This is a genomic window from Lacisediminihabitans sp. (genome assembly GCF_043726815.1).
In the GTDB taxonomy this organism is placed as follows: Bacteria; Actinomycetota; Actinomycetes; order Actinomycetales; family Microbacteriaceae; genus Lacisediminihabitans.
Map to the genome: position 1 here is coordinate 67,953 of NZ_JAYSJZ010000046.1, position 13,084 is coordinate 81,036.

At 69.8% G+C, this 13,084-nt stretch carries 13 protein-coding genes; 6 read left to right on the forward strand and 7 right to left on the reverse strand.

What is annotated here, in order from left to right; all coding sequences use genetic code 11:
* Positions 1–69: 69 nt before the first annotated feature.
* The 3 genes from ACHZD8_RS05540 (at position 70) to ACHZD8_RS05550 (ending at position 2,864) form a co-directional block, all read left to right on the forward strand.
* Complete coding sequence (locus tag ACHZD8_RS05540) at positions 70–1,038, forward strand: magnesium transporter CorA family protein (RefSeq protein WP_394769165.1); 969 nt, start codon at positions 70–72, stop codon at positions 1,036–1,038.
* 39 nt (positions 1,039–1,077) lie between these two features.
* Positions 1,078–1,971, forward strand: coding sequence for a sugar phosphate isomerase/epimerase family protein (locus ACHZD8_RS05545; protein ID WP_394769166.1), 894 nt, complete (start codon positions 1,078–1,080; stop codon positions 1,969–1,971).
* Positions 1,972–2,309: 338 nt separating this feature from the next.
* Entirely contained in the window at positions 2,310–2,864 is a 555-nt protein-coding gene (locus ACHZD8_RS05550) for a DUF4287 domain-containing protein (RefSeq protein WP_394769167.1), read from the forward strand.
* A 7-nt stretch (positions 2,865–2,871) separates the two neighbouring features.
* On the opposite strand, the gene ACHZD8_RS05555 is transcribed toward ACHZD8_RS05550, so the two are convergent.
* The 4 genes from ACHZD8_RS05555 to ACHZD8_RS05570 form a co-directional block, all read right to left on the reverse strand.
* Positions 2,872–4,713: a YhgE/Pip family protein gene (locus ACHZD8_RS05555; protein WP_394769168.1), complete on the reverse strand. Its 1,842-nt coding sequence runs from the start codon at positions 4,711–4,713 to the stop codon at positions 2,872–2,874.
* Complete coding sequence (locus tag ACHZD8_RS05560) at positions 4,710–7,622, reverse strand: MMPL family transporter (RefSeq protein ID WP_394769169.1); 2,913 nt, start codon at positions 7,620–7,622, stop codon at positions 4,710–4,712. Before ACHZD8_RS05560 ends, ACHZD8_RS05555 begins: the two co-directional genes overlap by 4 nt.
* 2 nt (positions 7,623–7,624) lie before the next feature.
* Positions 7,625–8,197 carry a TetR/AcrR family transcriptional regulator gene (locus ACHZD8_RS05565; protein ID WP_394769170.1) on the reverse strand — a complete coding sequence of 191 codons (573 nt, stop codon included), beginning with the start codon at positions 8,195–8,197 and terminating at the stop codon, positions 7,625–7,627.
* Between the two features lie 123 nt (positions 8,198–8,320).
* Positions 8,321–9,481 (reverse strand): SLC13 family permease, encoded by a 1,161-nt coding sequence (locus ACHZD8_RS05570; RefSeq protein ID WP_394769171.1) that lies wholly within the window; start codon positions 9,479–9,481, stop codon positions 8,321–8,323.
* A 108-nt stretch (positions 9,482–9,589) separates the two neighbouring features.
* Here ACHZD8_RS05570 and ACHZD8_RS05575 point away from each other — a divergent pair, with 108 nt between their 5' ends.
* Both ACHZD8_RS05575 and ACHZD8_RS05580 read left to right on the forward strand, forming a co-directional pair.
* Positions 9,590–9,781, forward strand: a complete 192-nt coding sequence (locus tag ACHZD8_RS05575) for a hypothetical protein (protein WP_394769172.1) — start codon at positions 9,590–9,592, stop codon at positions 9,779–9,781.
* Positions 9,782–9,783: 2 nt separating this feature from the next.
* Positions 9,784–10,515, forward strand: a complete 732-nt coding sequence (locus ACHZD8_RS05580) for a hypothetical protein (RefSeq protein ID WP_394769173.1) — start codon at positions 9,784–9,786, stop codon at positions 10,513–10,515.
* Between the two features lie 7 nt (positions 10,516–10,522).
* Here ACHZD8_RS05580 and ACHZD8_RS05585 read toward each other — a convergent pair whose 3' ends face one another.
* The gene (locus ACHZD8_RS05585) at positions 10,523–11,131 is read right to left on the reverse strand and encodes a LysE/ArgO family amino acid transporter (RefSeq protein WP_394769174.1); all 609 of its coding nucleotides are present in this window, start codon (positions 11,129–11,131) and stop codon (positions 10,523–10,525) included.
* Positions 11,132–11,202: 71 nt separating this feature from the next.
* Here ACHZD8_RS05585 and ACHZD8_RS05590 point away from each other — a divergent pair, with 71 nt between their 5' ends.
* On the forward strand, positions 11,203–12,099 hold the full coding sequence (locus ACHZD8_RS05590; RefSeq protein WP_394769175.1) for a LysR family transcriptional regulator ArgP: 897 nt from the start codon (positions 11,203–11,205) through the stop codon (positions 12,097–12,099).
* Here ACHZD8_RS05590 and ACHZD8_RS05595 read toward each other — a convergent pair.
* A complete protein-coding gene (locus ACHZD8_RS05595; protein ID WP_394769176.1) occupies positions 12,096–12,866 on the reverse strand; it encodes a FadR/GntR family transcriptional regulator in 771 nt (256 codons plus the stop codon). The genes ACHZD8_RS05590 and ACHZD8_RS05595 overlap by 4 nt on opposite strands.
* Positions 12,866–13,084 (reverse strand): SDR family oxidoreductase (locus ACHZD8_RS05600; RefSeq protein WP_394769177.1); only part of this gene is annotated, 219 nt, incomplete at its 5' end. The genes ACHZD8_RS05595 and ACHZD8_RS05600, both read right to left, overlap by 1 nt.

Below are 13,084 nucleotides of genomic sequence, written 5' to 3' on the forward strand. Positions count from 1 at the left end.
GTGATGCCGCGCACCTCTTCGGTAAGCCACGTCAAACTTATCAGCCGCGCGCAAACTAGCATTGCTCGCATGGTGACTACCCGGCTCTACCGCAATGGGGCGATGAAACAGGAGGGGTTTCCCGTCGAGGAAATCTCCGATCACATCGCGACGAAGGGCTGCGTGATCTGGGCCGACTTCGTCTCGCCCACCGAGCAGGATCTCGCCGTCATCGAGGAGGAGCTGGGGCTGCACCGGTTGGCGGTCGAGGATGCCGTGCATTCGTACCAGCGCCCCAAGCTGGACCGCTACGACACGCACCTGTTCCTCGCCGCCTACGCGGTGAGCCTGGACAACGACACCGGCGAGCTCACCACCCACGAGATCAAGGCGTTTGTGACCCCGCACGCGCTGGTCACCGTGCACGATCCGGACTTCGACATGTCGCGCGTGGTAGCCCGCTGGGACAACGACGGGGACCTGGCCCAGCATGGCGTGGGGTTCCTGCTCTGGGGCCTTCTCGACGAGATCGTCGACGGGCACTTCGAGACGGTGCAGCAGCTGGACGGCGCCGTCGAGCTGCTCGAGGACGCGCTCTTCGACGAGCGCCCGCGCGACAAGGAGGTACAGAAGAGGTCATTCGAGTTCCGCAAGTCCCTCGTGCTGCTGCGCCGGGTTGTGCTGCCGATGCGGGAGGTCGTCAACACCCTCCTCCGGCGCGATCTCGACGCCGTCGACGCCGAGATGGGGCCGTACTTCCAGGACGTCTACGACCACGTGTTGAGGGCCACGGAGTGGACGGAGTCGCTGCGGGATCTCGTGACCACGATCCTGGAGACCAACCTCAGCATCCAGAGCAACCGGATGAACCTCATCATGAAGAAGGTCACGAGCTGGGCCGCGATCATCGCGGTGCCGACCGCGATCACCGGCTTCTTCGGCCAGAACCTCCAGTTCGTCGGGTTCGGCACCGCGTGGGGCGTCTGGATGTCGATCGGCCTCATCGCCGTGACCTCCCTCGGCCTGTATCTCAGCTTTAAGCGCAGGGACTGGCTTTAGACATCAGCCGTTCAGCCAGCGAACAATAGAATCGTCACGATGATTCGCGTTGGCATGAGCACGTCGTGTGTCTACCCGCTGGCCACAGAGCACACCTTTCGGCTCGCCAGGCTCGCGGGCTACGACGGCGTCGAAATCATGGTCAGCAACGACGAGGGAACGCAGGATGCGGATGCCCTGCTCGCGCTGTCGGCGAAGTACGAGATGCCGATCATGTCCATCCACGCGCCGGTGTTGTTGCTCACCCACTTCGTCTGGGGACGAGACCCGCAGGTGAAGCTGGAGAAGTCGGCGGAGCTCGCCCGCGCGGTCGGCGCGACCGCGGTGGTGGTGCATCCACCGTTCCGCTGGCAGGCGACCTACGCTCAGGACTTCCTGCGGATGGTGCGCCAGACGGCCGGCGTCTACGGCGTGGAGGTCGCCGTGGAGAACATGTTCCCGTGGAAGGTGCGGGGCAAGAGCCTCAAGGCGTACTCCCCCGGCTACGACCCCACCCTCATGGACTGCGATTCGATGACCCTCGACTTCTCGCACGCCTCCCTCGCGGGGCGCGACTCGCTCGAGCTCGCCCTCGCGATGGGGACGCGGCTGCGGCACGTGCACCTGTGCGACGGCTCGGGCTCGCAGGACGAGGGCCAGATCTTTGACGAGCACCTCCTGCCCGGCTACGGAAGGGAACCCGTCGCGGAGGTGCTCGAGTACCTGGCGGCCCAGAACTGGACCGGCCAGGTCGTGGCCGAGGTGAACACTCGAAAGGCCCGCACCGAGCAGGAACGCCTCAACATGCTGCGCGAGACCCTGGACTTCGCCAAGGCGAAGCTCGGCGCGGAAAGCACGGTTCACCGCGGCCGGGGCTCCACCGCCGGCTACCCGGGGCTGCTTAGGCGGGCCGGTCGTCGCGCGATCACGGCCCTCCGCCCCAACGACCGCTGACCCTCCGGCTATCCCCTCCCGGCTACCCCTTCCCGGCTATCCCTTCCCGGCTATCCGCTCGCGGCGGGAGAAGCTGCATCGCGGCGGGAGAAACGGCATCGCCGAACTCGTCGCGGCGGGGAAACTACCCCGCGGAGGGAGACACGCCTCCCGCCGCGAGGCGGTATCCCCGCCGTCGGGTGCGATTGCTCCCGCCGCGAGACCGGATCCCCGCCGCCGGGCCGGAACGAGGAGCCCGGATGCCCCGCCCGCCCTCGCGCAACTCCCGCCGCGAGCGCGCAACTCCCGCCGCGAGACCGATCTCCGCCGCCTCGGACCACGCTGGTACAGTGCGGACCATGTCATTCCAGGCGTATTTGGACAGCATCAGGGCCAAGACCGGGCTCGGACCAGACGACTTCCGAGCCCGTGCGGCGGAGAAGGGCCTGCTCGAGCCGGGCGTGAAGACCGGGCAGATCGTGGCGTGGCTCAAGGCGGACTACGGTCTCGGCCAGGGGCACGCGATGGCGATCGTCGCAACGCTCGGCGTGATGGCGGGCGCCGGGCTCACCTCGAGCGAGAAAATCGACAGGCAGTTCGACGGGTCGAAGGCGCGCTGGCGCACGACCTACGAGGAGATCCTGACTCGGGCGGGCGAGTTCGGCCCGGTCTCCGTTGCCCCCACCAACACCTACCTCAGCCTGCTCAAGGGCACGAAGAAGTTCGCGATCGTGCAGGTGACGGGCGACCGCCTCGACCTGGGCCTCAAACTCCCCCGGGCCGATGACGACGCGCGCCTCGAGCCGTCCGGGAGCTGGAACTCGATGGTCACCCACCGCGTGCGCGTCACCTCCCCCGACCAGCTCGACGGGCAACTCCTCGGTTGGCTCCGCCAGGCCTACGACGCGGCCTGAGGCCGCATCAGGCCGGCACCGGCGCGAGCCCGAGGGCGAGCGCCCGTCGCGACCGACGGATGGCGACGAGGGACACGAGCACGCTGCCCACCCCGAACCCCGCGAGGGTCAGAGCCGCCGCGACCACCGGTCCGACGGATCCCCCGGCGATGATCCCCTGCATCCCCTGCACCCCGTAGGTGAGCGGAAGCAACGGGCTCACCCACTGGAACGGAGTGGCGAGCAACTCCACCGGATACAGCCCGCCGGTCGACGTCACCTGGATGGCGAGCGCGAGGAGCGACACGACGAGCCCCGCGCGGCCCAGCCACAGGCTGAGCAGGTAGTGAAAGGCCGTGAACGCGAGCGACATCAGCACGGCGAAGCCGAGGGTGGCCGGCAGCGAGGACCAGGCCACGCCGAGGCTCAGGTGCAGCAGCCCCACGAGCAGCAGCGCCTGAGCGATCGTGATGGCGCTCGCCCGGGCGAGGGTCGAGAACAGCAGGCGTCCGTTCGCCGCGCTGGACGTGAGAGCCCGCCGGGTCACCGGCCGCAGCACCAGGAACACCGCGAGGGCGCCCACCCAGAGCCCGAGCGGCACGAAGAAGGTGGCGATCACCTGCCCGATGTCGGCGATCTTGTTGTCCCTGGTCACCGTGAGCGAGACCGGATCGGAGGCCACCTTCGCCGAGGCGGCCGCCTGTCGGCTATCGCTCGCCGGCAGCTGGTCGGCGCCCGACTTGAGGCCGGTCGCGAGCTGGGTGACGCCGGTGGCGAGCTGACTCGCCCCGGACGAGGCCGACGCCGCGCCGCTGGAGAGGCTGCCGATTCCGCCCGCGAGCGAACTCGCGCCCGAGCGGAGGCCCGCCGACCCGGCCGCCAGCTTCGCGGCACCCCCCGCGCTCTGCCCGATGCCCGACTGGATTCCGCCGAGGGCGCCGGTGGCCTGCTGGGTCAGCGCCGATCCGCCGGCCGCCGCCTGCGCGAGCTGGCCGCTGATGGCGTTGATCGTGGCCTCGGCACCCGGCACGCCGTTCTGCAGGTCGGTGTTCGCCGCGACGAGGGCGGCCGAGAGCTGCGAGACGCCGCCGGTGTAGTTCGAGATGCCCTGGCCGAGCTGGCCGAGGCTCGCCGCGCCCGCGTTCAGCGTGCCGAGTCCCTTGCTGAGCGAGTCGACGCCCGCGGTGTACTTCGCGATGCCGCTCGAGAGGGATGCCGCGCCGGACTGGGCGGATGCCGCGCCACCGGACAGGGAAGACAGCCCGCCGCTGAGGCTGGTCGCCGCGCTCGACAGGGCGCCCGCCCCGGTCGCCGCCGTGCTCAGCGAGCCGCCGAGGGTGCCGACGCTCTTGTAGATGCCCGAGATGTACTGCTCCGTGATCGTCTTGCCGAAGGTGTTGACCATGCCGTCGCCGACCGCCTGCGCGACCGCGCCGGTGAGGTAGCTGTGCGCGTCATCCGTGTGAATGGCGAGGTCTGCCTGTTTCGGGCTGGTCGAACTGAGCGAGAGGATCGACGTGGAGAAGTCCTTGGGAACGGTGAGGATGGCGTCGACCTTGCCCTCGGCGAGCGCCTTCTTGGCGTCCGCCGCGTTGGTGATTGTCCAGTCGAAGCCCTTGCTGCTGCCCGTGAGCTCCGTCACGAGTTGGCGCCCGGCGAAGACCGGCGACTTCGTGCCGTCGGCGGCCGTCGTGTAGACGAGCTTGTCGCTGTTGACGATGGCCGCGGGAATGCGGTCGACCGCCTTGTCGGCATTGGAGAGGGCGCCGACGAAGAGCCCGGCGAAGGCGAGCGGAACGACCACGACGGCGGCGACGGCCGCCGTGCGCAGCCACCTTCTGCGGCCGACCGGGGTGACTGACTGGCTCACTGGAGTACTCCTCTGGCGTCGAGCGAGGCGAGGTCGACGGTGACCAGGGGTCGACCGTCGATCGCGAGGGAGGTGGGCGCTCGCACCGCGGCGGGGGTGCCGAGCACGAGCGTGGCCGTAGCCGGGGCGAGCAGGCACAGGGCGCGCAGGAAGTCGGCCTCGTCTGCCGACAGCGCGAAGCTGTCGAGCTGGTCGAGGATCACGACCGGCGTGCCCTCGGCGAGGGCGACGCTCGCGAGTGCCACTGCACGCTCCCGCTGGGGCAACTGCTGCAGGGTGGATGCGGTGCTCACCGGCACCGCGTCGGCCGGGGCGACCTCGGCGAGCACGGAGTTGATGCGCGCGATCCACCGGGCCACACGGTGTCGACGACGTGCGAAGCGGTACCAGGGCTGGGTCAGCGCCACGCGCTCCTCGAGGAGCTCGCCGAGGGTCACCGAGGTCTCGGTGCGTTCGAGGCCACCGATGTCCGCCATCGCGACGAGTCGCGAGACCCTCCCCGCTTCAGAGGGCAGCGGATGCCCGGCCACCTGCAGCCGGCCGTCGACCGGGTCGAGGCGGCCCGCGATGGTCGCGCCGAGCAGCCGGCGGTCTGTCGGGTCACCGCTCGCGAGAACGAGCGAACCTGGCGCGACCGCGATGCTGAGCGGGCCGACGCGTCGCTCGGCCGAACCGGCCACCAGGTCCTCGGCGCTGATCGAGGAGCCGCGCTGGTCGAGAGCCCAGACCACGGCCTCCCGGTGCTCCCGCAGGTGCTCGCCCTCGATGTCCATGTTCGGAAGGATCCGCTGCAGCCACGCGGGCATCCACCAGGCGGCCCGCCCGAGCAAGGTCATGATGGCCGGCACCAGGGTCATGCGCACGAGGAACGCATCGAAGGCGATTCCGGCCGCGAGACCGAGGGCGATCGGCTTGATGGTGCCCGAGCCCTCCGGCACGAACGCGAAGAAGACGAAGAACATGATGAGGGCCGCCGCCGTCACCACGCGCGCACCGTTGGCGAACCCGCGGCTCACGGACTCGCGGGCGTTGCCGGTGCGCACGAACTCCTCGCGCATGCCGGAGACGAGGAACACCTCGTAGTCCATGGCGAGGCCGAAGAGCACCGCCATGAGCAGGATGGGCATGAAGCTCAGGATGGGGCCGGGGTTCTCCACGTTGAGGAGGTCGCCGAGCCATCCCCACTGGAAGATCGCCACGACGACGCCGAACGAGGCGATCACCGAGAGCAGGAACCCGAGCGCCGCCTTGATCGGCACGAGCACCGAGCGGAACACCATCATGAGCAGCACGATCGAGAGGCCAACCACGATGAGTCCGAACGGGATGAGGGCGGCCGAGAGCCGGTTGGAGATGTCGATGCCCACCGCGGTCGCGCCGGTGACGAAGATCGGGGTCGAGTACTGCCTCTCGATCGACGGCGCGAGATCCCGGATCGACTGGACGAGAGCCTTGGTCTGGGTCGCGTCCGGTGCGCTGGACGGGATCACCTGGATGATCGCGGTGTCGAGTCCCGCATCCGGAATCCCCATGCTCACGTAGCTCACGTCCTTGAGGGTGCCGAGCTTCTTGCCGATGGCGGCCAGGTCGTCCTGGATCGCCGTGGTCTGGGTGATGTCGACCGCGACGATGAGCGGTCCGTTGTAGCCGGGGCCGAATCCCTCCTTGATGAGCTCGTAGGCCTGCCGCTGGGTGGACCCCTTGGGCTCGGAGCCGCCGTCGGGCAGGCTGAGCGTGAGGCTCAGGGCGGGGATGGCGAGGGTGCCGAGGATCGCCACGACCGCGAGGGTCGCGAGCACTGGCCGCTTCATCACGCCTTTCACCCAGCGCAGGCCCATCGTGGGCTTGCTTCCCTCCTCGTGCATGGTGGCTCGGCGGTAGGCCCGCGACCCGGGCTTCGGGGTGAGCCGTCCCTTGATCAGGCCGAGCAGCGCGGGCACGAGGGTCGTCGCCACGCCGATGGCGACCAGCACGGCGAAGGCCGCACCGACCCCCATCACGCTGAGGAACGGGATGCCGACGACAAGCAGGCCGAGAAGGGCGATGATGACGGTGACGCCGGCGAACACCACGGCGCTTCCCGCGGTGCCGACGGCGATGGCCGCGGACTCCTCCGGGTCCTCGCCGTTGGCCAGCTGGTTGCGGTGCCGCGAGAGGATGAAGAGCGAGTAGTCGATGCCGACCGCGAGGCCGATCATCAGGGCGAGAAGCGGCGCAGAACTCGACACCGTCGTGAACGCGGAGATCGCGCTGATGCCGCCGATGACGATGCCCACGCCGAGGATGGCGGAGAGCAGGGGCATGCCGGCCGCGATGAGCGACCCGAACGTGATCAGCAGCACGACGGCGGCGAAGAGCAGGCCGAAGACCTCGGTGATGGTGATTCCGAAGGTGTTGTCCTGGAAGACCTGGCCGCCGAAGGCCACGGTGAGCCCGGCATCCTCAGCGATCGAGGCCGTGGCCTTGAGCGCCGTGAGGGTGCCCGGCTTCACGTCGCTCGACGCCCCGGTGAACTGGATCTGGGAACGAGCCATGTTCTTGTCCGCGGTGATGGCGCTGCCCGCGTATTGCGAGAAGGGGCTGAGCACGGAGTCGATTCCCGGGATCTTCTCGATCGCGGCATCCATCTTCTCGATCGCCGCGGTGGAGGCCGGGCTGTCGACCGACTGGCCCTTCGGGGCCACGACGACGGCCTGCGCGCTCGCCCCCGCGACCGCCGGGAAGACGGCGTCCAGACGGTCGAGGGCGTTCTGGGACTCGGTGCCGGGGATCGCGAAGGACTCCTGGGTCTGGCCGCCGAGGGCCACGCTGCCGCCGAGCACGCCCACGAAGAGCGCGATCCAAACGCCGATCACGATCCAGGCCCGACGGTAGGAGAACCGGCCGAGCCGATACAGGAGAGTGGCCACGATCAGTCCTCGATTTTCTGCGTAGCGTCCACCGGCGACAGGAGCCCGGTGAGGATGGCGACGAGAGCGGCCCTGGTCTCGTCGAGGGGTGCCGACTGCAGGGCGAGGGAATCCTCGGTGCAGAGCATGTAGGCGGCACCGCCGAGGGCGATGCCGAAGCGCATCTTCTCCTCGAGCGACGCGGTGTTGGCCGCGAAGAAGGCGGCAAGGCGGCGCACGAGGTCGTTTGCGCGGTCGATCACCGGCACGGCGACGAGCGACGGACCCTGGTTGATGAAGATGTGCACCTCGCGGCGGTACTGCAGGATGAAGTCGACGAACTCGACGAGGAAGGCGCCGCGGCCCTCCGCGGCGAGGCTGGTGGACTCGAGACCCTCGAGAATCTGCTCCATCCGATCGATCGCCGGGGCGACGGCGGCCTCGAGCAGGGTCTCCTTCGAGGAGAAGTGGTAGAGCACACTCGACTTGGACAGCCCCGCGATGTCGGCGATGCGGTGCAGCGAGGTTGCCGAGTAGCCGGCGGTGGCGAATTCGCCGAGCGCGATCGCGCGCAGGTCTTCGGACGAGGTGGACATCCTGCGAACCTATCTGACCGATCGGTCAGGCACTGTCCGATCGGTCAGTTTCCCAGTTTCTTACCAGCTTGCCCTCAGGCACGACCGACGGCCGAATACGACGACTTCCCCTCGTGGCCGCACTCAGGCGGGGTGCGCCAGAGAGAGGGCGAGTGTCGCCGCCACCACCGTGAGCGGCGCGGCGATGAGCCCGAGCAGGCAGTATCGGGCCCAGGAGAAGTGCACGTCGAGCGCCTTGAGCCGCTCGTGCCAGAGCAGCGTGGCGAGCGAGGCCCACGGGGTGATGAGCGGGCCGACGTTCACCCCGATGAGCAGGGCGGCGAGACGCACCGGGTCGCCCGCGACGGGCTCGAGCGCGAGGTACGCCGGGAGATTGTCGATCGCATTGGCGCCGAGGGCGCCGGTCGCCGACAGCTGCAGCAGGCTCAGCGGATCGTGCCCGGTGCCGGAGATCGCCGCGAGCAGGGTGCCGAGCCCCAGAGAATGGGCGGCCTCCACCACGAGGAAGAGCCCGGCCGCGAGCAGCACGAGCTGCCAGGGCAGCAGGCCGAAGCGGATCACGGCGGGTCGACGCACGAGGAAGAACCCGCCGAGCACCAGCGCGGCGCCCAGGGCGGGCATCCACACGGGGATTCCGGAAACGAGCAGCGGCATCAGCACCGCCACGGTCACGCCGCTGGCGATGAGCAGCACGCGGTCCTCCACCTCACGGCTCGCCTTCGGCTCGTAGCGTGCGATGAGGTCCTTGCGGTAGACGATGAACAGGATGGCGGCGGGGATCACGATCGACACCACGGCGGGCGCGGCCATCAGAGCGGCGAACTCGAGCGGGCCGATCCCCACCAGTTCGTGTTCGGCGAGCAGGTTGGTGAGATTGGAGACGGGGAGCAGGAGCGACGCGGTGTTCGCTATCCACACCGTGGTGAGCGCGAACGGTAGGGGCGACAGACCGACATGCCGGGCCAGGATCACCACGACCGGGGTAAGCAGCACCGCCGTCGTGTCGAGGGAGAGGAAGATCGTGCTGAGCACGGCAAGCCCGAGCACGAGCAGCCAGAGCAGCCAGGCCCGACCGGCTCCCCATTTGGCGGTGCGCTCGGCCACCGCGCGAAAGAGCCCGGCGGCGGCCGCGAGCTCCGTGACCACGGTGATCGCGATCACGAAGAGCAGGATCGGCCAGACCCGGTCGGCAATCGCCAGGGCATCCGGCACGGGGAGGATGCCGACGGCCACCGCGACCAGGCCCACAACCACGAGTGCCGCGCCCAGGATCGCTGTACGCATCGCACCCCTTCGACCGGCTCGCCGCTTCTCGGCAGTCAACTCTATGCCCGGGTGTGCGCTTTCCCGGTGACGGGGTAGCGTTGAACCCACCACAGTGGGGAGGCGGTCATGCGCAAGTTCATTTTCAGCGGCACTCTGATCAGCGCGATTCTCGGAGGCTGGAGCACGCTCCAGACCACGCGACGCGGCCCTCGGGACTGGCGGCTCATCCTCATGTGGATCAGCTGGGCGGCGACCGTCGCGATCGCCGTGGGCACCATAATCGAACAGTCTCGTGATGCTGACGAGCTAGAGGAGTAGGCATGCACAACCCCTTAATCCCCAACATCCAGGACATGGGCTTCGGCTTCGCGGGGCTGCTCGGCGTTGCCGTGTGGGCGTTCTTCATGCTGCTCTTCCTCTCGGTGGCGATCGGGCTGATCTTCCTCCTCGTCCGCTTCCTGCTCGTGGCCACTCACGCCGCCCAGCTCTACGTGGCCCGCCACGAACCGCCGAAGCCCGCGAAGCCGGCGGCCACCCCTCCGGTCGGTCCGTCTACCGGTCCGAGCGTCGGGCCTTGGGGCGAGACCCCGGCGGCCGGCACCCCCACCACCTCGCTCGCGACCGTCGCACCGACTCCGGCCACCCCGGCGGCCACGGCCCCCGCTGCTACGGCGAAGGCACCCTCGGCCGTCGCGCCCGCGCCTGCCGCAGCAACTCCCTCCGCGAGCACCACGCCCGCACCGGCAAAGACGCCCGAGCCGGCCATGACGCCCGACCCCACAAAGACCGCCGAGGCTGTGAACACAGACTCGGCGACCAAGGTCCTGCCCGTGGCCTCCGAGACCAAGGTGCTGCCCGCGACCTCCGCGAGCAAGGCGGCGACTTCGCCGACCGCGACGAAGCCCGCGACGACGAGGCCGGCGGCGACAGCGCCGGCGGCAACCCCGGCCACGTCCTCGAACGCCGAGACCGAGGTCCTGCCGTCCGCGAGACCCTCCACCAGGACACCTCGGGTGCCGCGCCGCGCGAAGACTCCTCCGCCCACGCCGTAGCCGTCGGTCATCGGGGGACGAGCAGGCTCACCCCCAGCGTCAGCATGAGGACGGCGATCGCACCGTCGAGCACCCGCCACGCCACGGGCCTCGCAAACAACGGGGCGAGAAACCGGGCGCCGAAGCCAAGCGCCGAAAACCAGACCGCACTGGCCGCCGCTGCGCCGATGCCGAACAGCCAGCGTCCGCCGTCACCGTGCGTGGCGGCCAGCGAGCCGAGCAGCACCACGGTGTCCAGGTACACGTGCGGATTGAGCCAGGTGAGCGCCAGACAGCCGAGCGCCGCGGCCGCCAGCGACATCCGGGGAGCCGCTGACGCCTCGAGCGCGCCCGGCCGGAATGCCCGCCTGGCCGCGATCACCGCATAGCCGATGAGGAAGGCCGCCCCGGCCCACCGGGCGATCTCGAGGGCGACGGGCGCCGCCCGCACCAGGGCGCCGACGCCGGCCACCCCCGCGAAGATGAGCACGGCGTCGGAGAGCGCGCAGATCGCCACGACGGGCAGCACGTGCTGCCGGAGCAGACCCACCCTCAACACGAAGGCGTTCTGTGCGCCGATCACCACGATGAGGGAGCCGCCGGCGGCAAACCCGGCGAGCACGGTGAGGAGGAGCATCCTCGAACCCTACGAAGCCCGCCTCAAGTAGTCCAACTAAACTTTCTTATCATTCATTAGCATTGCTTCACATGGATCTCCCCCTCGACCAGCTCAGGACGCTCACCGCCGTCATCGACACCGGGAGCTTCGAATCGGCGGCCCGCGCCCTGCGCGTGACCCCGTCCGCGGTGAGCCAGCGCATCAAGTCGCTCGAACAGCAGGTGGGTCGGGTGCTGGTGCAACGGTCGAAACCCGCGAGGCTCACCGATTCCGGCCTCGTGGTTCTGAAGCTGGCACGCCAGGTGCAGCTGCTGGAGCACGACACGGTCGCGGCGTTGAACCCGGCCGAGACCGCCGTCACGAGCGTTCCCCTGGCGATCAACGCGGATTCCCTCGCCACCTGGCTGCTCCCCGCCCTCGCGGGGTTGGACGGCATCTCCTTCGACCTCTACCTGGCCGACCAGGACCACTCCGCCGCGCTGCTGCGCGCGGGGACCGTGATGGCCGCGGTCACCTCCGAGCCGGATCCCGTGCAGGGCTGCACCGTCTCCCACCTGGGGTCTATGCGGTACCGCGCTGTGGCCAGTCCCGGATTCGCGGCTCGGTGGATGCCCCACGGCCCGACCGTGGAGGCGCTCGCGGTCGCCCCGATGCTGGTCTTCGATCGCGCGGACAGCCTGCAGGACCGCTACCTGCTCGCGCGCAGCGGCGACGTCCTCGGCCCGCCCAGGCACTTCATCCCGGCGTCGACCGAATTCGTCACGGCCACGGCGCTCGGGCTCGGCTGGGCGATGCTGCCGGACGCCCAGAGCGCGGAGCTCTTGGCCGATGGGCGGCTCCTGCTGCTCGATGCGGACACCGCGGTCGACGTGCCGCTCTACTGGCAGCAGTGGTCGCTCGACTCCCCGGCCCTCGAGTCGATCGCCGCCGCCGTCGCCCGCGCGGCGGGGGCCCACCTGACCTCGCGAGCGCGAGACGAGCACTAGACGAGAAACCCGCGCAACAGGGCGGCCGAACCCTCGAGGTGCTCCTGCATGGCCGACGCCGCGCGCGTGCCGTCGCCGGTGAGGATCGCGATCACGATCGCCTCGTGCTGCTGGTTGGAGTGCTCGATGTTGGGCTGAAGCAGCGGGATGTTCTCGAGCAGCTCGTTCACGCGCATCCGGTTGTCGGCGATGAGCGGCACGAGCGACGGCGCTCCGGCGAGTTCGCCGATCGTGAGGTGCAGCCGGGAGTCGAGCCGACGGTAGTCGGCGATGGACGCCTCCGCCGTCTCGCCGAGCCGAGTCCACAGGGCCTCCCGCTCCTCGGCCGAGAGAGAGCGCGCCGCGGCGGCCCGCGCCGCCCCCACCTCGAGGATCTCCCGCAGGCCCAGGATGTCGTCGATCTGCTCCGCGGTCGGCGGCGCGGGGGGCGCCAGCCCCTCGATCGCGGCACCGGCGCTCCTCGCGGGCAGCTCGTCCACCACGAAGGTACCGCCGTACCGGCCGCGACGGGAGACCAGGTAGCCGGCGTCGGCGAGCGACCGGATCGCGTCCCGCACCGTGTCCCGGCTCACCGAGAACCGCGAGGCGAGGTCCCTTTCGGCCGGGAGGGCCTCGCCGGGCGCGACGATCCCGAGCCGGATCGTCTGCAGCAGCCGAGACACCGTCTCCTCGAACGCGTTGCCGGCCCTGACCGGCCGGAACAGCGCATCCCCCGCCACGCTCGAACGGCCGGAGTCGTCCCCGGAGTCGCTCACGGCGACGGCCATCACAGCGGGGTGACGTACGCGGCGCTGATGCCGCCATCGACCAGGAAGGTCGAGCCGGTGATGAACGACGAGTCGTCGCTCGCGAGGAAGGCCACGGCCGCGGCGAGTTCCTCCGGCTCCGCGAAGCGGCCCTTCGGAATGTGCACGAGACGACGCTGGGCGCGCTCCTCATCCTTCGCGAAGAGCTCCTGCAGCAGCGGGGTGTTCACCGGACCCGG